The sequence below is a fragment of the Nonomuraea sp. B12E4 genome (assembly GCF_039871825.1).
Classification (GTDB): domain Bacteria; phylum Actinomycetota; class Actinomycetes; order Streptosporangiales; family Streptosporangiaceae; genus Nonomuraea.
The window spans coordinates 149,729-172,305 of the sequence record NZ_JBDPME010000019.1 but is presented as its reverse complement, the minus strand read 5'-3'; the positions used below and the strand labels follow the sequence as shown (position 1 = coordinate 172,305).

General features: G+C 69.6%; 19 protein-coding genes. 11 read left to right on the top strand and 8 right to left on the bottom strand.

Annotation, left to right across the window (positions count from 1 at the left end; translation table 11 throughout):
• The first annotated feature begins 527 nt into the window (after positions 1–527).
• Together ABGB18_RS33890 and mgrA are read left to right on the top strand one after the other, a co-directional pair.
• Positions 528–2,618, top strand: coding sequence for a S9 family peptidase (locus ABGB18_RS33890; protein ID WP_347699734.1), 2,091 nt, complete (start codon positions 528–530; stop codon positions 2,616–2,618).
• Positions 2,615–3,610 (top strand): L-glyceraldehyde 3-phosphate reductase, encoded by a 996-nt coding sequence (gene mgrA, locus ABGB18_RS33885; RefSeq protein ID WP_347699733.1) that lies wholly within the window; start codon positions 2,615–2,617, stop codon positions 3,608–3,610. Before ABGB18_RS33890 ends, mgrA begins: the two co-directional genes overlap by 4 nt.
• 12 nt (positions 3,611–3,622) lie before the next feature.
• Here mgrA and ABGB18_RS33880 read toward each other — a convergent pair whose 3' ends face one another.
• The gene (locus tag ABGB18_RS33880; RefSeq protein WP_347699732.1) at positions 3,623–6,055 is read right to left on the bottom strand and encodes a lysylphosphatidylglycerol synthase transmembrane domain-containing protein; all 2,433 of its coding nucleotides are present in this window, start codon (positions 6,053–6,055) and stop codon (positions 3,623–3,625) included.
• Positions 6,056–6,216: 161 nt separating this feature from the next.
• Between ABGB18_RS33880 and ABGB18_RS33875 the strand changes: the two genes are divergently transcribed.
• Positions 6,217–8,226 (top strand): molybdopterin oxidoreductase family protein, encoded by a 2,010-nt coding sequence (locus ABGB18_RS33875; RefSeq protein ID WP_347699731.1) that lies wholly within the window; start codon positions 6,217–6,219, stop codon positions 8,224–8,226.
• On the opposite strand, the gene ABGB18_RS33870 is transcribed toward ABGB18_RS33875, so the two are convergent.
• Complete coding sequence (locus ABGB18_RS33870; RefSeq protein WP_347699730.1) at positions 8,221–9,141, bottom strand: GNAT family N-acetyltransferase; 921 nt, start codon at positions 9,139–9,141, stop codon at positions 8,221–8,223. The genes ABGB18_RS33875 and ABGB18_RS33870 overlap by 6 nt on opposite strands.
• 76 nt (positions 9,142–9,217) lie before the next feature.
• On the opposite strand from ABGB18_RS33870, the gene ABGB18_RS33865 reads away from it, so the two are divergent.
• Positions 9,218–9,667 carry a hypothetical protein gene (locus tag ABGB18_RS33865; RefSeq protein ID WP_347699729.1) on the top strand — a complete coding sequence of 150 codons (450 nt, stop codon included), beginning with the start codon at positions 9,218–9,220 and terminating at the stop codon, positions 9,665–9,667.
• 8 nt (positions 9,668–9,675) lie between these two features.
• Here the strand turns inward: ABGB18_RS33865 and ABGB18_RS33860 are convergent, their stop codons facing one another.
• Complete coding sequence (locus ABGB18_RS33860; protein ID WP_347699728.1) at positions 9,676–10,053, bottom strand: VOC family protein; 378 nt, start codon at positions 10,051–10,053, stop codon at positions 9,676–9,678.
• Between the two features lie 56 nt (positions 10,054–10,109).
• Complete coding sequence (locus tag ABGB18_RS33855; RefSeq protein WP_347699727.1) at positions 10,110–10,907, bottom strand: class I SAM-dependent methyltransferase; 798 nt, start codon at positions 10,905–10,907, stop codon at positions 10,110–10,112.
• 102 nt (positions 10,908–11,009) lie between these two features.
• On the opposite strand from ABGB18_RS33855, the gene ABGB18_RS33850 reads away from it, so the two are divergent.
• The 3 genes from ABGB18_RS33850 (at position 11,010) to ABGB18_RS33840 (ending at position 14,170) form a co-directional block, all read left to right on the top strand.
• Positions 11,010–12,815 carry an acyl-CoA dehydrogenase gene (locus ABGB18_RS33850; RefSeq protein WP_347699726.1) on the top strand — a complete coding sequence of 602 codons (1,806 nt, stop codon included), beginning with the start codon at positions 11,010–11,012 and terminating at the stop codon, positions 12,813–12,815.
• A gap of 118 nt (positions 12,816–12,933) precedes the next feature.
• Complete coding sequence (locus ABGB18_RS33845; protein ID WP_347699725.1) at positions 12,934–13,872, top strand: MBL fold metallo-hydrolase; 939 nt, start codon at positions 12,934–12,936, stop codon at positions 13,870–13,872.
• 73 nt (positions 13,873–13,945) lie between these two features.
• Positions 13,946–14,170 (top strand): hypothetical protein, encoded by a 225-nt coding sequence (locus ABGB18_RS33840; protein WP_347699724.1) that lies wholly within the window; start codon positions 13,946–13,948, stop codon positions 14,168–14,170.
• On the opposite strand, the gene ABGB18_RS33835 is transcribed toward ABGB18_RS33840, so the two are convergent.
• The 4 genes from ABGB18_RS33835 to pdhA all read right to left on the bottom strand — a co-directional run bounded on the left by ABGB18_RS33835 (position 14,167) and on the right by pdhA (position 18,108).
• On the bottom strand, positions 14,167–14,460 hold the full coding sequence (locus ABGB18_RS33835; protein ID WP_347699723.1) for a Dabb family protein: 294 nt from the start codon (positions 14,458–14,460) through the stop codon (positions 14,167–14,169). The genes ABGB18_RS33840 and ABGB18_RS33835 overlap by 4 nt on opposite strands.
• Positions 14,461–14,599: 139 nt before the next feature.
• Entirely contained in the window at positions 14,600–16,030 is a 1,431-nt protein-coding gene (locus ABGB18_RS33830; RefSeq protein WP_347699722.1) for a dihydrolipoamide acetyltransferase family protein, read from the bottom strand.
• 9 nt (positions 16,031–16,039) lie between these two features.
• Entirely contained in the window at positions 16,040–17,020 is a 981-nt protein-coding gene (locus ABGB18_RS33825; protein WP_347699721.1) for an alpha-ketoacid dehydrogenase subunit beta, read from the bottom strand.
• Positions 17,017–18,108, bottom strand: a complete 1,092-nt coding sequence (pdhA, locus tag ABGB18_RS33820; protein WP_347699720.1) for a pyruvate dehydrogenase (acetyl-transferring) E1 component subunit alpha — start codon at positions 18,106–18,108, stop codon at positions 17,017–17,019. Before pdhA ends, ABGB18_RS33825 begins: the two co-directional genes overlap by 4 nt.
• Positions 18,109–18,406: 298 nt before the next feature.
• Here pdhA and purS point away from each other — a divergent pair, with 298 nt between their 5' ends.
• From purS to purL, 4 genes are all read left to right on the top strand, one after another.
• Complete coding sequence (gene purS / locus ABGB18_RS33815; protein ID WP_347699719.1) at positions 18,407–18,652, top strand: phosphoribosylformylglycinamidine synthase subunit PurS; 246 nt, start codon at positions 18,407–18,409, stop codon at positions 18,650–18,652.
• A gap of 170 nt (positions 18,653–18,822) precedes the next feature.
• On the top strand, positions 18,823–19,263 hold the full coding sequence (locus tag ABGB18_RS33810; protein ID WP_347699718.1) for an ATP-binding protein: 441 nt from the start codon (positions 18,823–18,825) through the stop codon (positions 19,261–19,263).
• Positions 19,264–19,431: 168 nt separating this feature from the next.
• On the top strand, positions 19,432–20,112 hold the full coding sequence (purQ, locus tag ABGB18_RS33805; protein WP_347699717.1) for a phosphoribosylformylglycinamidine synthase subunit PurQ: 681 nt from the start codon (positions 19,432–19,434) through the stop codon (positions 20,110–20,112).
• Complete coding sequence (gene purL / locus ABGB18_RS33800) at positions 20,109–22,463, top strand: phosphoribosylformylglycinamidine synthase subunit PurL (RefSeq protein WP_347699716.1); 2,355 nt, start codon at positions 20,109–20,111, stop codon at positions 22,461–22,463. Before purQ ends, purL begins: the two co-directional genes overlap by 4 nt.
• Positions 22,464–22,577: the final 114 nt, after the last annotated feature.

The following is a 22,577-nucleotide window of genomic DNA, read 5'->3' as shown; positions in this document are numbered from 1 at the left end:
GTGTTAAGCACGCCGCCAGCGTTCGTCCTGAGCCAGGATCAAACTCTCCAAACAATGTCTGGAGGGAATCGAAATCCCAACCTTGAAAGGAATCCGTCCGACACGAACCCCGGAAAGGATCGCGTCGTGACGGGGTTATACATGTAAAACATGCACTGGCTTTTAACACACTGTTGAGTTCTCAAGAAACGGACGCGTTCACCGTTTTCGTCAACCCTTGCGGGCTTCCGTCCCCGGTGGCGTTCATTTCGTTGTGCCTTTATTCTTTCAGCCGTTCAAGTCCCTGTCAAATTGACCCGACTTGCACAACCTGCGGAACTTCGGACACGGCACACCCACTGTCACCGGAGTGATGAAGGAGGGTTGCGCCGCACCGCGTCGGCTTCTAAAGATTAGCAGCGCCTCCGACCACTCGAGACGCCTTCGACTCCTTCGCCGGCCACAGATCGATCACGGCGACGGCAGGTGGCCCGGCCGCCACCGAGCCGTCCATGCCCCATGTCAACGGCCGAACATAGACTCCCCACGTGAGCAGCAACACGCCCCCAGTGGCTAAGAAGGTCCTGACAGAGCGCACGCATCACGGTGACGCCGTCATCGACGAGTACGCCTGGCTGGGTAACAAGGAAGATCCCGACACCACCGCTTATCTGGAGGCTGAGAACGAATTTCTCAAACAGGAGACCGCTCATCTCTCCGAGCTCCAGGAGCAGGTGTTCCAGGAGATCAAGGGCCGGACGCAGGAAACCGACCTGTCGGTGGCCAGCCGCAAGGGCGCGTGGTGGTACTTCACCCGTACAGAGGAGGGCAAGCAGTACGCGGTCTCCTGCCGTGTCCCCGCGGACGGCGACGCGCCCCCCGAGATCACCCCGGGCGTCCGCCTCGACCGCGAGCAGGTGATCCTCGACGGCAACGAGTTGGTCGGCGACAGCGAGTTCTTCTCGGTCGGCACCAGCTCCGTCACCCCCGACGGCACGATGCTGGCCTTCTCGACCGACTACAAGGGCTCCGAGCGCTTCACCCTGCGTTTCAAGAACCTCGAGACGGGCGAGGTGCTCCCCGACGAGATCGAGGACATCTTCTACGGGGGCGCCTGGTCCGCCGACGGCTCGACGTTCTTCTACACGCGCGTCGACGACGCCTGGCGTCCGTTCCAGGTCTACCGTCACACCCTCGGCACCCAGGAGGACGTCCTGGTGTACGAGGAGGGCGACGAGCGCTACTGGGTCGGCATCGGGCTGACCCGCAGCGAGCGGTACCTGGTCCTCGCCGCGGGTAGCAAGATCACCAGCGAGGTACGCATCCTCGACGCCACGGACCCGACGGGCGAGTTTCGGCTCGTCCGCCCCCGCGCCACCGGCGTCGAATACGGCATCGAGCACGCGGGTGACTTCTTCTACGTCCTCCACAACCAGGACGCCGAGAACTTCGAGCTGGCCACCGCTCCCCTCGACGCCCCCGGCGAGTGGACCCCGCTGATCGTCCACCGGGAGGACACGCGGCTGCTGGAGATCGACGCGTTCTCCGACCACGCCGTGGTGCACTTCCGCCGCGACGGCCTGACCGGGCTGCGCGTGCTCCCGTACGCCGCCGGCATCGAGGACTGGCGCGAGCGCATCGAGGCCTCCGAGCGGAACGCGTACGAGATCGACTTTCCCGAGCCCCTCTACGACGTCGGCCCGGCGGGCAACCCGGAGTTCGTCACGAGGAGGCTCCGGCTGGCCTACACGAGCATGGTCACCCCGCCCAGCGTGTACGACTACGACCTCGACTCCCACGAGCTGATCCTGCTCAAGCGGCGCCCGGTCCTGGGCGGCTACGACCCGGAGGACTACGAGCAGTTCCGCGACTGGGCCACGGCCGAGGACGGCACCCGGATCCCGGTGTCCATCGTCAAGCGCAAGGACACCGGCAAACCCGCCCCGACCCTCCTGTACGGGTACGGAAGCTACGAGACCTCCATCGACCCCAGCTTCTCGGTCCCGAGGCTGTCGCTGCTCGACCGCGGCTTCGTCTTCGCCGTCGCGCACGTCAGGGGCGGCGGCGAGATGGGCCGCCACTGGTACGAGGAGGGCAAGCTCACCAAAAAGCGCAACACGTTCACCGACTTCGTGGCCGTGGCCAGGCACCTGAAGGCGGCCGGGTGGAGCGGGCGGATCATCGCCAGGGGCGGCTCGGCGGGCGGCCTGCTGATGGGCGCGGTCACGAACCTGGCGCCGGAGGAGTTCGCGGGCGTGGTGGCCGAGGTGCCGTTCGTGGACGCGCTGAACACGATCCTCGATCCGTCGCTCCCACTGACGGTGATCGAATGGGATGAGTGGGGCGATCCTCTGCACAATGCGGAGGTTTATGAGTACATGAAGAGCTACACGCCGTACGAGAACATCGACGGCAGGCCGTACCCGCCGATTCTGGCGATCACGAGCCTGAACGACACGCGCGTGCTCTACCACGAGCCGGCGAAGTGGATCGCCCGCCTGCGGGCGACGGCGCGCGGCGGGCCGTTCCTGCTCAAGACGGAGATGGGCGCGGGGCACGGCGGCCGGAGCGGACGCTACGACGCCTGGCGCGAGGAGGCGTTCGCGCTCTCCTGGATCATCGAGAGGGGCACGTCATGACATATCAGGCCGACGAGCAGCGCTACGAGCGCCAGCCGTACAACCGCAGCGGGCGCAGCGGGCTCAAGCTGCCCGTCGTCTCCCTGGGCCTGTGGCACAACTTCGGCGACACCCGGCCGATCGAGAACTCCCGGGCGATCCTGCGGCGGGCGTTCGACCTCGGGGTGACGCATTTCGACCTGGCCAACAACTACGGCGTGCCGTACGGCTCGGCGGAGACGAACTTCGGCCGCATCTTCCACGAAGATTTCACGAAATATCGGGATGAGCTGGTCATCTCCACCAAGGCCGGGTACGACATGTGGCCGGGTCCGTACGGCGAGTGGGGATCGCGCAAGTATGTCCTGGCCAGCCTCGACCAGTCCCTCCAGCGGATGGGCCTGGACTACGTCGACATCTTCTACAGCCACCGCCCCGACCCCGGGACGCCGCTGGAGGAGACCATGGGGGCGCTCGACCGGGCGGTGCGCTCGGGCAAGGCGCTCTACGCGGGCATCTCCAACTACTCGGCCGAGCAGACCACCCAGGCCGCGCGCATCATGCGCGAGCTGGGCACGCCGCTGCTCATCCACCAGCCGTCCTACTCGATGATCAACCGCTGGATCGAGGACGGGCTGCTCGACGCGCTGGAGGACGCGGGCATGGGCTGCATCGTGTTCTCGCCGCTGGCGCAGGGCCTGCTGACCGACCGCTACCTCAACGGGGTGCCGGCCGACTCGCGGGCGGCGACGAGCAGGTTCCTCAACGCCGACCGGATCGACGTGGGCCTGACCCGCGACCTCGACGCGATCGCCAAGAGCCGGGGGCAGACGCTGGCCCAGATGGCCCTGTCGTGGACGCTCAGGGACCCGCGGGTGACGAGCGTGCTGATCGGCGCGAGCAGCGTGAAGCAGTTGGAGGACAACGTGGCCTGTGTGGACGGCCCGGCGTTCACCGAGGACGAGCTCCAGGCCATCGACAAGGTCACCGGCCCGGCCCTGTCCTCCCGCTGACGACGGTGGTCCTCACAGGGACTCGTGCCGCTGGAGGTAGGTGAAGGCCGCCCAGCCGGGCAGCACCGGCAGCCAGAACGTGAGCAGCCGGTGCAGCAGCACGGCCGAGGTGGCCAGCTCGGCCGGCACGCCCGCCACGGTCAGGCCGCCCGCGAGCGCGATCTCGACCGCACCCAGACCGCCCGGTGTGGGTGCGGCCGAGCCGATCGCGTTGGCCGTGAGATAGACGACCGCGACGGCGGTGAAGCTGATGGAGCCGCCGAACGCGGCGACGCAGGCGTCCAGGCACAGCACGAACGCGATGGTGATCATGAGGGTGCCGGTGCACGCCTCGACCATCTTGCGCGGCGACTGCAGCACGTCGAGCAGCCTGGGCAGCACGTTCGAGAACAGCTTGCGCATCCGCGACGTCACCAGCCTGCGCAGCGGCGGCACCCCGAGCACCACCACGACCAGCAGCGCGACCGCGAGCAGCACCACGACGAGCCCGCGCGACGGGGTGAACGAGGTGGTCGTGGTGGAGCCGGTGATGTAGGCGAACAGCAGCAGCAGCGCGATGTGGAAGACCAGCATGATGAGCTGCGAGGCGCCCACGCTGGCCACCGCGCTCGATGGCGGGATGCCGCGTTTCTGCAGGTAGCGCGTGTTGATCGCGACCCCGCCGACGGCGGCGGGCGCGACGAGCTTGACGAACGAGGCGGCGAACTGCACGAGGACGGTACGCCACAGCGGCAGCGGCTCGGGCACGAACCCCCGCAGCATCAGGGCGGCGGCCACGAAGCTGACGAAGGAGGCGACCAGCGCCACCCCCGACCAGGCCCAGTTGGCCGTGGTGATCACCCGGTAGACGTCCACCCGGCTGAGCTGGGACAGCACGATGTAGGCGGCCAGCGTGCTGGCGATGATCGTGATGAGGGTGCGCGGCCGGAACCGTTCGAGGCGTACTTCCTCGACCTTGCTCTGCGGCTTGAGCGCGACGATGTGGTCGCGGATGCCGGGCAGCACGTTCTTGGCCTTGCTCAGCGCCGAGCGGGTCTCCCTGGTCAGCGCGATGCGCTGGAGCAGTGGCATGGCGGCGGCCAGCGCGTCCGGCCCGAGGACGGCCGCCGCGGCCCGGACCGAGCGCTCGGGGCCGACGCGCAGCGCCAGGTAGGCGAGGAGCTGGGCGACGTCGAGCCGGAGCAGCAGGTCTCCGGCGGCGATCTCGCCGCTGCGCGCGTCGGTCAGCACGACGCGGCCCGCGCGGTCGAGGTGGATGCCGTCGCCGGTGAGCCTGCGGTGCGCCAGGCGCTGGATCTGGAGCAGCTCTACCTGCTCCCAGATCTGGGCGAGCAGCGCGTCGTCGATCTCCGCGTCCGGCACCTCGGACAGCGGGCGGGTGTCGATGTGCTCGTAGGCGAGCAGCGCGGCCTCGGTGCCGATCTCGCTGGTGCCGAGCAGCCGGGGCGTGCTGGCGCCGGCCGCCTGGGCGGCGTAGGCCATGAGCGCCTCGCGTTCGAGCTCGGCCCTGAGCGATCTGATGGCCTTGCGCCGGGTCTCGGAGTTGAGCCGGATACGCCGCCACAGCCGGTAGGCCAGCCCGGCCACCTGCCGGTCCCGGTCGAGCACGGTGACGTCCAGGCTGCTGCCGTCCTGGAGGCCCATGGCGTAGCGGCGGTCGCCCTGGAGGTCGTCCTCGATACGGCGGGCCGAGACCACCGGGAAGGACAGCTTGCGCAGCGCGGCCACCACGGCGCTGCCCGGCGGCCTGGTGTTGGGGCTGCCGACGCCGTAGAGGGTGGCGTAGCCGATGGCCATGCCGACCAGCACCGTGATGATGGCACTGGGCAGCGTGATCTGTCTGCCGGAGAAGAAGGCCAGCACGTAGAGGGCGACCGTGGCCCACATCAGCATCCGCCACGTGGGCCGGCGCGAGACGCGCACGGCGGTGGCGTACGCGATCACCGAAGTGAGCAGCGTGTTGAGCGGCTCGATCGCCCGATCGCCGGTCAGCAGCACGCGCAGGTCGTTGACGCTGCCCCCGGTCAGCCACTGCCCGAGCAGGAAAGACCCGGCGATGCCGGCGATCGCGGCGATCAGCCCCTCCGCGACGCGCAGGCCGTCGCGGTGGAAGACCCGCTCGACCGCGAACGCCGCGGGCACGATCAGCACGGCCGCGCCACCGAGGAAGGCGGCGATCCTGCTCAGCAGGGGTACGAGCTCCGCCCCCTCCTTGACGTCGGCCTCCAGGCCGATGAGCGTCTGCTTGGCCACCAGGGCCAGCAGAGTGACCGCGCCGAGCACGATGAGCGTGGCGAAGAAGCGCAGAAGGTCGGAGGGACGGCGAAGACGCTGAGGCAGCAGCGGCTCTACGACGTAGACGTCGTCGTCCGAGCGTGACTCGACCACGGCTGGATCCCCCTCCGCGAGGTCCTCCGTGTCATCTCGTTCCCTGATTTCGGCCACCGACAGCGATTCTGCACCTTCCCGGCCGGACCGTGCGATGTCTTGGTTTCCAGTGTCCGCAAACGCCCCCGCAGTCGTCGCAGGGGGCAGGTTACACGTTGGAGTTCCCGCCGTTAAACCGCTAATTCTCCGAACCGGGCCTGAGACGTAAGCTGTGTCCCATGTCGGGTGAATTGAGGGTTTTGGGAGCATGTCCACTGGACTGCCCGGATACCTGCTCGTGGGTGGTGACCGTCGAGAACGGCCGGGCCGTCAAGCTGCGGGGCAACCCCGACCAGCCCTACACCAGAGGCGCGCTCTGCGTGAAGGTCAACCGATACCTGGAGCATACCCGCGCCGACGACCGCATCCTGTACCCCCTGCGCCGCACCGGCCCCAAGGGCTCGGGCCGGTTCGAGCGGATCTCCTGGGAGGAGGCGCTCGACGAGATCTCCGAACGGCTGCGCGGCATCGTCGAAGAGCACGGCGGCGAGGCCATCTGGCCCTACCTGGGCACCGGCACCCTCGGCTATCTGCAGGGCTGCGAGGGCGTGGCGGGGCGGCGGTTCTGGAACATGCTGGGCGCGTCCAAACACTGGCTCAACATCTGCTCGGGGGCCGGCAACAGCGGGCTCACGCGTACGCTCGGCACCCCGGCCGGCATGGACCCCGAGAACTTCGCGCTGGCCCGCCTCGTCCTGCTCTGGGGCACGAACACGCTGACCAGCGGCCACCACCTGTGGAAGTTCATCCAGGACGCGAAGGCGAACGGCGCGTACGTCGTCGCCATCGACCCGATCCGCACCCGGACGGCCGACCAGGCCGACGAGCACCTGCCGATCAGGCCCGGCACGGACGCGGCCCTCGCGCTCGGGCTGCTCAACGTCGTGCTGTCGGAGAACGCGCATGACGAGGAGTTCCTGGCCGAGCACACTGAGGGCTGGGAGGACTTCCGCCAGGAGATCATGGACTTTCCGCTGGAAAAAGTGGCCGAGATCACCGGCATTCCCGCCGCCGCCATCCACAGCCTGGGGATGCGGCTCGCGCACACCCGCCCGACCGCCATCCGCGCCACGCACGGCCTGCAGCGGCACCAGGGCGGCGGCACGGCGCTGCGCACGATCGCCGCGATCCCCGGCGTCACCGGCGACTGGCGCCATCCAGGCGGCGGCGTCGCGTTCTCCACCAGCGGCCACGTCCACCTCGACGTCGACATGCGCGACGACCTGCTGACCCAGCCTGTCCGCACGCTGGTCATGAGCAAGGTGGCCTCCCAGCTCGACGACGTCAAGTGCCTGTGGGTGTACGCGGCCAACCCGGCCGGTTCCTCCCCCGACGCGAACGCCATCAAGCGCCGGCTCTCCCGCGAGGACCTGTTCACGGTGGTCATGGAGCAGTTCCCGACCGACACCGTGGACTACGCCGACATCGTGCTGCCCGCCACCATGCAGACCGAGCACTACGACCTGCACGCCGGCTACGGCCACCTCTACCTGCTGTGGAACGAGCCCGCCGAGCAGCCGCCCGGCGAGTGCCTGTCCACGACGGAGACGTTCCGGCGGCTGGCGGCGCACATGGGGATGACCGAGCCGTCGCTGTTCGACTCGGACCTTGAACTGGCCGAGCAACTGCTGTCGAGCGGGCATTCCTCGCTGCAGGGCATCACCCTGGACAGGATCCGCAAGGAGGGCTGGGTGCGGATGAACTACCCCGAGCCCTTCACGCCGTTCGCCGAGGGCTTCCCGACGCGCTCGGGCCGGTTGCGCTTCCCGCCGCGGGGCAAGGCGTACGTCCCCTCCCACACGACCCTCATGAGCGGGAGGTCGGCGTACCCGCTGGCCCTGATCACGCCCGCCTCGCACAACTTCCTCAACACGACCTTCGCCAACAACCCGGAGCTGCGCCGGCGCGCCAAGGATCCGGTGGTGCTGGTCAACCCGGCCGACGCGGCGGCCCGCGGGCTGGTGGACGGCCAGCGGGTCCGCGTGCACAACGACGGCGGCGAGTTCCTGGCCGACGTGGAGATCAGCGACCGGGTGGCGGCCGGGGTGGTGGCCTCGCCGAAGGGCCGCTGGCCGAAGCTCACCCCCGGCGGCGCCAACCCGAACGCGGTCGTCGCCGAGCGCGACGGCGACCTGGGCAAGGGGCCGGGGTTCCACGACAACCTGGTGGAGGTCAGCGCCTGGTCATAGGGCCATCTTGTAGCCCTCGTGAGAGGCCGTGAACCCGAGGTTGTCGTAGAAGCGGTGCGCGTCCGTACGGGACTTGTCGGAGGTGAGCTGCACCATCGCGCAGCCCCGTGCCCGCGCCCGGCCGATCGCCCACCTGATCATCTTGCCGCCGAGCCCCTGGCCTCGGGTGGAGGCGGCGACCCGGACGGCCTCGATCTGGCACCGCTCGGAGCCCAGCCGCGACAACCCGGCCAGGTACGTGAGCTGCATCGTGGCCACCACCTTGCCCTCCTGCTCGACCACGATCAGCTCGTCGTACGGGTCGGCCGCGATCCGGTCGAACGCCGCCAGATAGCGCTCGTCCCCCGGGTCCCCCTCGCGGGCGGCGCCGAGGTGGTCGTCGGCCAGCAGCGCCACGATCGCGGGCACGTCCTCCCGGCGCGCCTCGCGGAAGTTCAGGGGCAGCACGTAGTGGGACTCCATGAGCTCCGGGTTGGACGGCAGGGCCATGACCTTGCCGCTCGGGACGAAGCCCGCGGCGGCGTAGAGCCCCCGGGCCGCGTGGTTGCGATCCACGGCCCACAGCCCGATCTCCTCGGCGCCCACGTCCCTGGCCCAGGCCACGGCCTCGGCCACCAGCCGGGAGCCCAGGCCCCGGCCTCTGGCCTCGGGGGCGACCCACATGGACAGCAGGTGGGCCCCGCCCTCCTCCAGCCTCATGCACACCAGGCCCACGTCCGACCCGCCGCTCGCGGCCACCCACCACCGCGAGTCCTGATTTTTCAGCCTTTCAGCCCACTTATCAGACGCAAACTCGACCTCAAGCCCGTACGAGGACCCGAACGAGTCCGGCGAGTCCTGGAGGGCGCGCAGCCGGATCTCCCGCAGCCGCTCCCCTTCATCCGGTTCTAGGTGCGATATCACGATTTCCTGCATGCCCGAATCATGTCAGGGAGAGCTCAGGGTCCAACCCCGATGCCCCTCGGGTGGCCCGAAAGGCAGCATGGATGACATGAACGAAATCAGTCGACGCGATGAGGTTTCGCTGTCGGGCGCCGCACTGCGTGGTGCCCCTTGGAAGGCCGCCGCCATCGGCGGTGGTGCCGTTACCGCGGCCAGTTTCGGGATGGGCCTGCTCACCGGCGGCGGCGACCTGCCATGGGCGCTGGGCCTCGGCATCAGCCTGTTCGCCCTGATCGCCGCGATCGGCGCGGTCGCCAAGCCGCACGAGGGCGACCGGGTGACCCGCCAGGCCCGGCTCTGGTCGCTGAAGCACCCGTGGAAGTTCGCGCTGCTGCCCGCGGGGATCACGGCGGTGCTGGACTATCCCGTGCAGCTCGTGCTCGACGGCGAGGGGGTGTTCGGCTCCGGCGTGCAGGCGCTATGGCACGGCGCGCTGGTCTACCTGATCGCCGGCATCCTGACCCTCACCATGCAGGGCCGGGGCCGCCCGGCCCAGTGAGCCCGGCCCTACTGCCCCCGCTCCGCCGGACTCCTGCACACGCAGAACTCGTTGCCCTCGGGGTCCAGCATGACCACCCAGCCGGTGCCGTCGGGCTGCCGCAGATCGTCATAGATGGTCGCGCCCAGCCCGACCAGCCGTTCGACCTCCTGGTCGCGGCTCCGCTCCTCGGTCCCGTTGACGTCGAGGTGGACCCGGTTCTTGACGGCCTTGCCCTCGGGCACCCGCAGGAACAGCACGAACGGGTCCTGCTTGGTCCGCAGCATGACCATCTCGTCACCCGGGCGGGCACCCTCTTCCAGGGGCAGCCCGGTGGCCCGGCTCCACCAGCTCGCGATCTCGTACGGGTCGGCGGCGTCGAAGGTGATGGCATGAATCTCGATCACCAGGCCACCCAACCCGACCCCGCCCGCCCCGTCAATGCTTGATCCGCCGAGCCCGGTCAATCCCACCAGACGGTGACCCACCGGTCCCGCGGCACCGGCCACATGCCGAGCTCCAGCACCGTCTCCGCCACCTCCTCCGCCCGCGCGGGGTCGAGGCAGACCCGCCGGCACACGCTCGCGGCCAGGTCCGCCAGCGACGTGAAACGTTCCAGGGGCGCCTCCCGCTCCTCCACCCGCACGGCGAAGCCGAGGGCCGCGGCCAGCGCCACGCAGTCCTCCGCGATCGGCCGCACCGGCCGGTCCACCCCGTGGAAGTGCTGCCACAGCGGCGTCATCCAGCTCATGGGATGGCGGTGTGGCAACTCCAGCACCACCCGCCCCTGCGTGTGGCCGTCGAGGGCGCGCAGGAAGCCCGCCAGGTCTGGCACGTTGTAGACCACGTGGGCGGCGATCGCCACGTCCGCCACCGGCACCTGGTGCGCCACGTCCGGCCAGCGGCCCACGATCGTCGTGACCGGCACCCCGAGCTTGTCCGCGCGCACCGTCAGTCCCTCCAGCATCGAGGACGAGGCGTCCACCGCGTGGAGGTGGCCGATGCGCTCGTGCAGCGGCAGGGACGCGGCCCCGGTGCCCGAGCCCACGTCCAGCAGGATGCCCTTTTCGGGCAGCGCCTCGGACAGGCGCGTCATGGTGGGCCCCTCGTCGGGCTCGGAGAGCGCCCTGTCGGTCCGGGTACCGAATCGCTCCGGCGAGTGGCTCCAGGGGTCGACGGGAGCCTGGGCCAGAATTTCGTCCGGAATGGCCCAGGATTCCAGTCGCTCTCGCCACCGTGCGGCGAGTTCTTCGGCGTCCATGGAGAGAGCATGCCATGCATACCCCGGGTTACCCGCGGGTAGCATTTCAGAGTAAGGTTACTCGCCAGTACAGGAGAACTCGGTTCAAGGAGATCAGCACCCATGGGCCACTACAAGAGCAACGTGCGTGACCTGGAATTCAACCTCTTCGAGGTGTTCGGGAGACACGAGATCCTCGGCACAGGGCCCTTTGCGGAAGTGGACGAAGAGGTCGCCCGCAGCATCCTCGAAGAGCTGAACAGGCTGGCCACCGGCGTCCTCGCGGACTCCTTCGAGGAGGGCGACCGGCACCCGCCCGTCTTCGACCCGGCGACGGGCTCGGTGACCGTCCCCGAAGGCTTCAAGAAGTCGTACAAGGCGCTGGTCGACGGCAGTTGGCCGGACCTCGACCTGCCCGCCGGCCTGGGCGGCCCCGGCATCCCGCGGAGCCTGGCCTGGGCCGCGGCCGAGATGGTGCTGGGCGCGAACCCGGCACTCTACATGTACGCCGCCGGACCGAAGTTCGCCTACACGCTGTGGCAGGTCGGCACCGAGGAGCAGAAGCGCTTCGCCGAGCTGGCCATCGAGCGCGACTGGGGCGCCACCATGGTGCTGACCGAGCCGGACGCCGGCTCCGACGTGGGCGCCGGGCGGACGAAGGCGGTGCGCCAGCCCGACGGGACCTGGCACATCGAGGGCGTCAAGCGCTTCATCACCAGCGCCGAGCACGACATGGCCGAGAACATCTTCCACCTCGTGCTGGCCCGCCCCGAGGGCCATGGCCCGGGCACCAAGGGGCTGTCGATGTTCCTGGTGCCCAAGTTCCACGTGAACCTGGAGACCGGCGAGCTGGGCGAGCGCAACGGCGTCTACGTCACCAACGTCGAGAAGAAGATGGGCCTGAAGGTCTCCACGACCTGCGAGCTCACCTTCGGCGACAAGCACCCGGCGGTCGGCTGGCTGGTCGGCGACGTGCACGAGGGCATCAAGCAGATGTTCATGATCATCGAGCACGCCCGGATGATGGTCGGCACCAAGGCCATCGCCACCCTCTCCACCGGCTACCTGAACGCCCTGGAATACGCCAGGTCCCGGGTGCAGGGCGCGGACCTGACGAAGATGGCCGACAAGACCGCCCCGCGCGTGAGCGTGATCCACCACCCGGACGTGCGGCGCGAGCTGATGCTGCAGAAGGCCTACGCCGAGGGCATGCGGGCGCTCGTGCTCTACACGGCCACGTTCCAGGACACCCTGCTCATCGACCCCTCCGACCGGCAGGCCCACGAGCTGAACGACCTGCTGCTGCCCGTGGTCAAGGGCGTCGGCTCCGAGCGGTCGTACGAGCTGCTCTCCCGCTCGCTGCAGACCCTCGGCGGCTCGGGTTACCTCCAGGACTACCCGATCGAGCAGTACATCCGCGACGCCAAGATCGACTCCCTGTACGAGGGCACGACCGCGATCCAGGGCATGGACCTGTTCTTCCGGAAGATCCTGCGCAACCAGGGCTCCGCGCTCGGCACGCTGCTCGGCGAGATCGGCGAGTTCGCCGGCTCCGAGGCGGGCAACGGCCGGCTCAAGGAGGAGCGCAAGCTGCTCGCCGGGGCCGCCGCCGACGTCAAGGCCATGGGCGAGACCATGGCCGGCTGGGCGCTCGGCTCGCTGGAGACGCCGCGGGAGGTCTACAAGGTCGGCCTGAACTCCACCAGGTTCCTGCTCGCGCTGGGCGACCTGGTGATCGGCTGGCTGCTGCTGCGCCAGGCCGAGGTGGCCCTGGCCCGGCTGGCCGACGGCGAGGACTCCTTCTACCTGGGCAAGGTGGCCGCCGCCACGTTCTTCGCCAAGACCGTACTGCCCCGGTTGAGCACCGAGCGGCGCGTACTCACCGCCACCGGCCAGGAGCTCATGGAGCTCCCGGAAGAGGCCTTCTGAGCCTCCTCCGCCACCCACGGCGGTCACCGGCGGAACGCCCGCCCCCGTCCCCCCGGGAGACGGGCGTTCTGTTACGCCGGACACGGTGCGGGCCGGCCCGCACGGATACCTTCACCTCATGAGTTCGTCCTCTCACGACCATCCCCTGCCTCCGCCGCGCGTCGAAGAGGTGTCGGACGGGGTCTACGCCTACGTCCAGCCGGACGGGAGCTGGTGGATCAACAACACCGGCTTCCTGGCCGGGCGGCGCGGCGTGGTCTGCGTCGACGCCTGCTCGACCGAGCGCCGCACCCGGGCCCTCCGCGAGGCCGTGGGCAAGGTCAGCGACCGGCCCATCACCACGCTGATCAACACCCACCACCACGGGGACCACACGTTCGGCAACTGGTTGTTCCCCGAGGCGACGATCGTCGGGCACGAGGGCGTGCGGGCGCAGATCCTGGCCGACGGTGTGCCCGCCTACCGGGCCGCGTGGTCGCCCGAGGTGGAGTGGGGGAAGATGGAGGTGGCGCCGCCGTTCCTCACCTTCACCGACCGGGTCACCGTGCACTCCGACGACCTGCGGTGCGAGGTCCGGCACGTCGGGCACGCCGCGCACACGACCAACGACTCGTTCGTGTGGATCCCGGAGCGCCGGCTGCTGTTCTCCGGCGACCTGGTCTTCAACGGCGGCACGCCGTTCGTGCTGATGGGCTCCGTGGCCGGGGCCATCGACGCCATCGCGCAGCTACGGGAGCTTCAGGCGGAGACGATCGTGCCGGGTCACGGGGAGATCTGCGGGCCCGAGGCGTACGAGCCGGTGGAGGGCTATCTGCGGTTCGTGCAGGAGACCGCCCGGCGGGGCAGGGAGGCCGGCCTGTCGCCGCTGGAGGCGGCCAGGGAGACCGACCTCGGCGAGTGGGGCGGGCTGCTGGACTCCGAGCGCATCGTGGGCAACCTGCACCGCGCGTACGCCGAGCTCGACGGTCAGCCTCTCGGCGCCCCGATCGACCTGGCCACCGCCGTGCTCGACATGATCACCTACAACGGCGGCCGGCCTCTGTCGTGCCTCGCCTGATATCCACGGGTGTGATCACGGCAACTCGGGTATGACCGTGGCTGTACCCGCCGTTTGCCTGGAGGTCGTCGTCATGGGTGTCGGAGTAAGCATCTTCTTCCTCACGCTTGGCGCCATCCTGAGATTCGCGATCGAGCCGGACGTGTTCGGCCAGAGCGTGCACATGGATGTGATCGGCGTCATATTCATGATCGTGGGTGGCGTGGGAATCGTGCTGAGCATCGTGCTGGCCCCCAGGCGGGGGCGCACTTCCGACGACCGGCTGATGCACCGCGAGAACAACCCGCCCGAGATCTAGACCTTGAGCTGCGCGGCGGCCCGGGCGGCGAGGATGGGCCTGATGCGCTCCGCGATCACCGCCTGGTGCCGCGGGTGGTCGCGGTAGGCCAGGTAGCCCTCGACGTCGTCGAAGTCGGCCACCAGCGCGAAGTCGTGGTTTCCCTGGTTGATCCCGGCGTCGCCGCCCAGCGTGAGGGCGCGGATCTGCGGGATGACGCCCTGCAGTTTGCCCAGCTCACTGGCCACCGCCTCCTTCTGCTCGGCGGTGGCTTCCTCTTTCCAGGTGAACATCACGATGTGACGGATCATGCGGTCCACAATATCGATGTATCAGATCCGGGCGGAGCCGACTCATATGCGGCGGGTGCGGGAGTCCGTCGCCTGCGGCGGTCGCCGGGAGAGGGGTCCTCCCGGCGGCCGCCGTACCTGTCGGCCCCGGATCGGCGCGTCAGCTCCAGGCGAGCATGCGGAGGGGGTCCTCCAACATGGCGCCCACGTCACGCAGGAACAGCGAGCCCAGCTCGCCGTCGACGATCCGGTGGTCGAACGAGAGGGCCAGGGTCGTGACCTTGCGCACGGCCAGCTCGCCGTCCACCACCCAGGGCATGTCCCTGATCTGGCCGACGGCGAGGATGGCGGCCTCGCCAGGGTTGAGGATCGGGGTGCCGGCGTCCACGCCGAACACGCCCACGTTGGTGATCGTGATGGTGCCGCCCGCCATCTCCGCCGGCTGCGTACGGCCCGACCGGGCCGTCTCCGTGAGCTTGGCCAACTCCCCGGCCAGGGCGGGGAGGGAGAGGGCGTGGGCGTCCTTGATGTTGGGCACCACCAGGCCGCGCGGGGTGGCGGCGGCTATCCCCAGGTTCACGTAGTGCTTGACCACGATCTCCTGGGCCGCCTCGTCCCACGAGGAGTTGACCATGGGGTAGCGTCTGGCCGCCGTGAGCACCGCCTTGGCCACCAGGAGCAGCGGGGAGACCTTGACCTCCGCGAAGTCCTGGAGGGTGCGCAGGCGCCGCACGGCCTCCATCGTCCCGGTCACGTCCACCTGGAGGAACTCGGTGACGTGCGGGGCGGTGAAGGCGCTGGCCACCATCGCCTGGGCGGTCACCTTGCGCACGCCCTTGACGGGGACGCGCTCCTCCCGCCCCGCTGCCCGGGGCGCCGGCTGGGGGGCGGTCTCCGCCGCCGCGTGCACGTCCTCGCGGGTGATCGAACCCTGCGGGCCGGTGCCCTGGACGGCCGCCAGGTCCACGCCCAGGTTCTTGGCCAGCTTGCGGACCGGAGGCTTGGCCAGGACGGCCGGACGCCCCCCGGCAGCCGTTCCGGGAGCGGCGGGCGCTCCGGCGGGCGCTGAGGGCGTTCCGGCGGCCGCGGCGGGCGCTCCAGCGGCGGCGGCCGGCGGAGCGGGCTCGGTGGGGGCGGTGACGGCTGGGGTGCCGGCCAGTGGCCTCTTGCGGGCGCGGCGCTTGGTGGCGCCGGTCTTGACGCCGTAACCGACCAGGACGGACTGGCGCTCCTCCTTCGGGGCCGGGCCGCCGTGTGCGCCGGGCTCGACGGCGCCCTCCGCCGGCGGCTTGGGGACCATGTCGTCGGCCAGGGCCCGCGTACGGTCGTCGGGGGCCGCCTCACCGCCGGGCTCGGTCGTGTCCACGGTGATGATGGGCACGCCCACGTCCACCGTCTGGCCCTCTTCGGCCAGCAGGCCCGCCACCACCCCGTCCCACGGGATCGGCAGCTCGACGATGGACTTGGCCGTCTCGATCTCCACGACGATCTGGTTGACCTTGACGTCGTCACCCGGCTTGACGTGCCAGCGGACGATCTCCGCCTCCGTCAGGCCCTCGCCGACGTCCGGGAGTTTGAACTCGCGTCGCATAAAGCCCTCTCAGTACCCGAACGTCCGGTCCACGGCGTCGAGCACCCTGTCCAGGTCGGGCAGGTAGTGCTCCTCCAGTTTCGACGGCGGGTAGGGGGTGGAGAAGCCGCCCACCCGCAGCACGGGCGACTCCAGGTGGTAGAAGCACCGCTCGGTGATCCGGGCTGCCAGCTCGGCGCCGAATCCGCTGTTGACCGGGGCCTCGTGCACGACCACCACCCGGCCCGTACGGCGTACGGACTCCATGACCAGCGGCTCGTCCAGCGGGTTGAGCGAGCGCAGGTCGATCACCTCAAGGGAGCGCCCGTCGTCCTCGGCGGCCGTGGCCGCCTCCAGGCAGGTCTTGACCATCGGCCCGTAGGCCAGCAGCGTCACGTCCGTGCCCGGGCGCACCACCTTGGCCGCGTGGAGCGGCGTCCACCAGTCGGTGGAGGTGGTGTCGATCTCGGCCTTCTCCCAGTAGCGGCGCTTGGGCTCGAAGAACAGCACCGGGTCCTCGCTGCGGATGGCCTGCTGGATCATGGTGTAGGCGTCGGCCGGGTTGGAGCAGGACACGACGCGCAGCCCGGCCGTGTGGGTGAAATACGCCTCCGGCGACTCGCTGTGGTGCTCGACCGCGCCGATGCCGCCGCCGCAGGGGATGCGTACGACGACCGGCAGCTTGATCGCGCCCAGCGAGCGCATCGGCATCTTGGCGAGCTGCGTGATGATCTGGTCGGCGGCCGGGAAGACGAACCCGTCGAACTGGATCTCGCACACCGGCCGGTAACCGCGCAGCGCCAGGCCGATCGCGGTGCCGATGATGCCCGACTCGGCCAGCGGAGTGTCGATGACGCGGTCCTCGCCGAAGTCCTTCTGCAGCCCGTCGGTCACCCGGAACACGCCACCCAGCTTGCCGACGTCCTCGCCCATGATGAGGACCTTGGGGTCGTCCTCCATGGCCCTGCGCATGCCCTCGTTGAGCGCTTTGGAAAGGCTCAGGACCGTCATTTCTCGAACCCCTCCAGGTAGCCGGCGAACTGGGCGCGCTCCTGATCTATCAGGGCGTGGGGCTCGCTGTAGACGTGATCGAAGATGTCGAGCGGCTCGGGGTCCGGCATGGCCAGGCAACGCCGCCGCAGGTCGGCGCCGAGCTGGTCGGCCTCGCCGTCCACGGACTCGAAGAACGCCTGGTCGGCCTGCTCGTTCTTGAACAGGTAGGACTTCACCCGCTCGATCGGGTCCTTGAGTTTCCACGCCTCCAGCTCGCTGGCGACCCGGTAGCGGGTCGGGTCGTCGGTGGTGGTGTGGGCGCCCATCCGGTAGGTGAAGGCCTCGATGAGGGTCGGGCCCTGGCCCGTACGGGCTGCCTCAAGTGCCTTGCGTGTCACGGCGAGGCAGGCGAACACGTCATTTCCATCCACTCTGATCCCGGGGAAGCCGAAGCCGGAGGCCCGGCGGTAAAGCGGGATGCGGGTCTGTTTCTCCAGCGGCTCGGAGATGGCCCACTGGTTGTTCTGGCAGAAGAACACGATCGGCGCGTTGAACACGCTCGCCCAGATGAAGGACTCGTTGACGTCGCCCTGGGAGGTGGCGCCGTCGCCGAAGTAGACGATGGTGGCGGCGCTGGCGTCGTCACGCTGGATGCCCATGGCGTAGCCGACCGCGTGCAGCGTCTGGCTGCCGATCACGATCGTGTACAGGTGGAAGTTGTGCTCCTTGGGGTCCCACCCGCCGTGGTTGACCCCCCTGAACAGCCCCAGCAGCTTCACCGGGTCCACGTCGCGGCACCAGGCCACGCCGTGCTCGCGGTAGGTGGGGAAGGCCATGTCGGCGTCGGTCAGCGCGCGGCCTGAGCCGATCTGCGCGGCTTCCTGGCCCAGCAGCGAGGCCCAGATGCCGAGCTCGCCCTGCCGCTGCAGGGCCACGGCCTCCAGGTCGATGCGCCGGACGAGCACCAGGTCGCGATAGAGCGATCGGATCTCCTCCGGGGTCAGGTCGATGTCGTAGTCGGGGTGCTCGACCCGCTCCCCCTCCGGGGTGAGCAGTTGGACGAGCTCCGGGGGTGCGTCTGCACCGCGAGAGGCATCGGTGGTCATGCGGCCTCCTCCGTCGCCGGCCCCATGACGAATGTGCTGTGCTCCTTGATGACCTCGACCAGCTCGGTCATTGCCACTCCTGTGCGGTCCGGGGCCGGTGCCGATGGGGTCGCCACTCGGGCCGGCCTTTCGAGCGACGAACCACTTGGTGATGGTTCGCACGCGTTTGGGGCCATCGTGGCAGACGTCATGACCCTGCGCGCAAGCCCCATGTCCTCCCCGTTCCCGTTGTGTCGGCAGCCACACCACGCCGGTAGGCTGTCCTTCCCGAACACCCACCGCTCCCAGGAGGAACGCAGTGGCGCGCGTCATCGTAGACGTCATGCTGAAGCCCGAGATCCTCGACCCGCAGGGCCAGGCGATCGCCAGGGCCCTGCCGAGGCTCGGTTTCGCCGGCGTCTCGGCCGTCCGGCAGGGCAAGCGCTTCGAGATCGAGATCGAGGGCGAGGCCGACGAGGCGGCACTCGGAGAAGTGCGCAAGATGGCCGAGACTCTGCTCGCCAACACCGTGATCGAGGACTACGCAGTCCGGGTTGAGGGGTAGAGGCACAATTGATCCACTGATTAACCTTCAGGGGCTTAAAGTGGGGGTTCTGACGTGCCACAATGCCACGGGCGTGCCAACACTAAATAACAACAGCGTGATTTTGCGGTTAGCCCCGATTTCTCAGGGAAACCTACTCCAGGTAACATTCTGGCGCCCGGAGGAGTCCGGTGGATATTGAGTTCTCGTTGGCACTGCCTCGGGATGCGATCGGCATACCGATGGTCAGGCGAGTGCTTGGCGATGCCATGCGTTCACTCAACGTGAGCGAGACGTGCATCGCCGATATGTTGCTGGCCGTGTCCGAGGCATGCTCAAACGCGGTACGGCACGGGGGACCCGCCAACCGCTACGAAGTGACCGCCGCGATCGGCTACGGCCGCTGCGACGTACGCGTCGCCGACAACGGCGACGGTATGCCCTCGATGCCGCTGCGCTTCCCCCCTCCCGACACCGAGAACGGCCGCGGCCTGCTGATCATGCGCTCCGTGGTCGACGAGCTGAGTTTCGGCATCACTCCCGGTCGTGGCGGCACCACCGTCCACCTGAGCAAGCAGCTCGACTGGGACGACGACGCGAACGCCCGTCCGCGCGCGCTGGCTGCGGTTTGACCCGGTCTGCCGCTTTGACCCGCCTGCTTGACCTGGCCCTTTCATGACAGCCGAGCCGTTGCGGAGCATCCGGCGGCACCCGATAACCTGAAGGCACCGCCGCGGACCACTGTCGACCCCGAAGAGACGGTGGCGCGTGCGCGCGCATCCTCGAAGGGGACGACTGTCATGAGCGCTGCCCGTGTGGGCGTAGTCACGTTTCCAGGAACTCTCGACGACCAGGACGCCGCCAGAGCCGTGCGACTCGTGGGCGCGGAGGCGGTCCCGCTGTGGCACGCCGATCACGACCTCAGGGGAGTCGACGCCGTGTTCCTGCCCGGCGGCTTCTCTTACGGAGACTACCTGCGCTGCGGCGCCATCTCGCGGTTCGCGCCGCTCATGGAGGAGCTCGTCCCGGCCGCCAAGGCGGGGCTGCCCGTTCTAGGCACCTGCAACGGCTTCCAGATCCTGTGCGAGGCGCACCTGCTGCCCGGCGCGCTGATCCGCAACGGCTCGCTCCACTACGTCTGCCGGGACCAGCGGGTCAGGATCGAGCAGCCCGCGACCGCGTGGACCAACTCCTTCGACCAGGGCCAGGAGATCGTGCTGCCGATCAAGCACGGGGAGGGCCGCTACGTGGCCTCCGATGACACGCTGGCCGCGCTGGAGGCGGGCGGGCACGTGGTCGTCCGCTATCTCGGCAACCCCAACGGCTCGCTCAACGACATCGCGGGCATCCGCAACGAGGCGGGCAACGTGGTCGGCCTCATGCCGCACCCCGAGCACGCGGTCGAGGAACTGGTCGGCGCCCCGGGCACCGACGGGCTCGGCTTCTTCACCTCCATCCTGAAGGACCTGGTGAACGCATGAGCGAGCGCAGCGAGCGACCAACGAACACCGTAGACAGCGTGCAGCGGGCGGCCGAGACTCCTGACGAGCCGATGCCGTACGCCGAGCTCGGCATGAAGCAGGACGAGTACGACCGGGTCAAGGCGATCCTGGGCCGCCGTCCCACCGGCGCCGAGCTGGCCATCTACAGCGTCATGTGGTCCGAGCACTGCTCGTACAAGTCCTCCAAGGTGCACCTGCGGCAGTTCGCCACCAAGGCGCCCAAGTCCGACGCGCTGCTCGTGGGCATGGGCGAGAACGCCGGGGTGGTGGACATCGGCGACGGCTGGGCGGCCACGTTCAAGATCGAGTCGCACAACCACCCCTCCTACGTCGAGCCGCACCAGGGCGCCGCCACCGGCGTCGGCGGGATCGTGCGCGACATCATGTCGATGGGCGCCCGCCCGGTGGCCGTCATGGACGCGCTGCGCTTCGGCGCCGCCGACGCCGTGGACACCCGCCGGGTGCTGCCGGGCGTGGTCGAGGGCATCGGCGGCTACGGAAACTGCCTGGGCCTGCCCAACATCGGCGGCGAGGTCGTCTTCGACCCCTGCTACATCGGCAACCCCCTGGTCAACGCCCTGTGCGTGGGCCTGCTCCGCAAGGACCAGATCAAGCTGGCCACCGCCCCCGGGCCGGGCAACAAGGTCGTGCTGTTCGGCGCGTCCACCGGGCCCGACGGCATCGGCGGGGCGAGCGTCCTGGCCTCGGCGACCTTCGAGGAGGAGTCCCAGGCCAAGCGGCCCGCCGTGCAGGTCGGCGACCCGTTCATGGAGAAGCTGCTCATCGAGTGCTGCCTGGAGCTCTACGCCGCCGACGTGGTCGTGGGCATCCAGGACCTCGGCGCGGCCGGTGTGTCCTGCGCCACGACCGAGCTGGCCGCCAAGGGCACCGGCGGCATGCGCGTCGACCTCAACCTCGTCCCGCTCCGCGACCCCTCGCTCAGGCCCGAGGAGATCCTGATGAGCGAGTCGCAGGAGCGCATGATGGCCGTGGTCCGGCCGGACGACATCCCCGCGTTCATGGCGATCTGCGAAAAGTGGGACGTGCCAGCCGCCGTCCTCGGCGAGGTGACCGACACCGGCCGCCTGGTCATGACGTGGGACGGCGAGGTCATCGTGGACATCCCGCCGGGCACCGCGGCCGACGACGGGCCCGTCTACGAGCGCCCGTACCACGAGCCGGCCGGCCAGGCGGCGCTCAACGCCGACACCACCGACCGGCTGGAGCGGCCGGCCGACCTGCGCGGGACGCTGCTCCGGCTGCTCGGCTCGCCCAACCTGGCCTCCAAGGAGTGGGTGACCTCCCAGTACGATCGCTACGTGCGCTCCAACACCGTGCTGGCCCAGCCGGCAGACGCGGGCATGCTGCGGGTCTCCGAGGTGATGGAGCCGGAGCGCAGGAGCCCGGCAGGAGAGAGCGAGCCTGCAACGCCAACGAGTGCCGAAGCGGGCGCGACCATCGAACACGCCGAGCCGACGACGCGCGGGCTCGCGCTGGCCACCGACGGCAACGGGCGTTACGCCAAGCTCGACCCCTACGCGGGGGCGCAGCTCGCGCTGGCCGAGGCCTACCGCAACGTGGCCGTCACCGGCGCCAGGCCGCTGGCCGTCACCAACTGCCTCAACTTCGGCTCCCCCGAGGACCCGGAGGTGATGTGGCAGTTCGCCGAGGCCACGCGCGGGCTCGCGGACGCGTGCCGGGTCCTGGGCGTGCCGGTGACCGGCGGCAACGTCTCCTTCTACAACCAGACCGGGGCGACCGCCATCCACCCCACGCCGGTCGTCGGCGTGCTCGGCGTGATCGACGACGTGGCCAGGCGGGTGCCCACCGGGTTCGTGGCCGAGGGGCTGCGGGTGGTGCTGCTCGGTGACACGCACGACGAGTTCGGCGGCTCGGAGTGGGCCCACGTGTTCCACCGCCACCTCGGCGGGCTGCCGCCGCAGGCCAACCTGGACGCGGAGCGGGCGCTGGCGACGGTGCTGGTGGAGGCGGCCCGGCGGGGGCTGCTGGAGGGCTCGCACGACCTGTCGGACGGCGGGCTGGCCATCGCCCTGGCCGAGTCCTGCCTGGCGCGCGGCATCGGCGCCACGGTGACACTGAACGGTGACGCCTTCACCGACCTGTTCAGCGAGTCGGCCGCGCGGGCGCTGGTCGTGGTGCGGCCCGAGGCCCACACCGAGTTCGCCTCGCTGTGCGGGCGCCACGACGTGCCCTGCTACAGCCTCGGCGTCACCGGCGGGACCTCGCTGGTGGTCGAGGACGTTTTCGAGGTGCCCGTGGCGGAGCTGCGTGAGACCCACGCGGCGACCCTGCCCGCCCTGTTCGGCTGACTGTTCGGCTGACTGTTCGGCTGACTGTTCGGCTGACTGTTCGGCTGTTCGGCCGAGGTTCGTGTAGGGGCCGGCGCGGGTTCTCGTGCCGGCCCCTACTCGTGCCGCCACAGG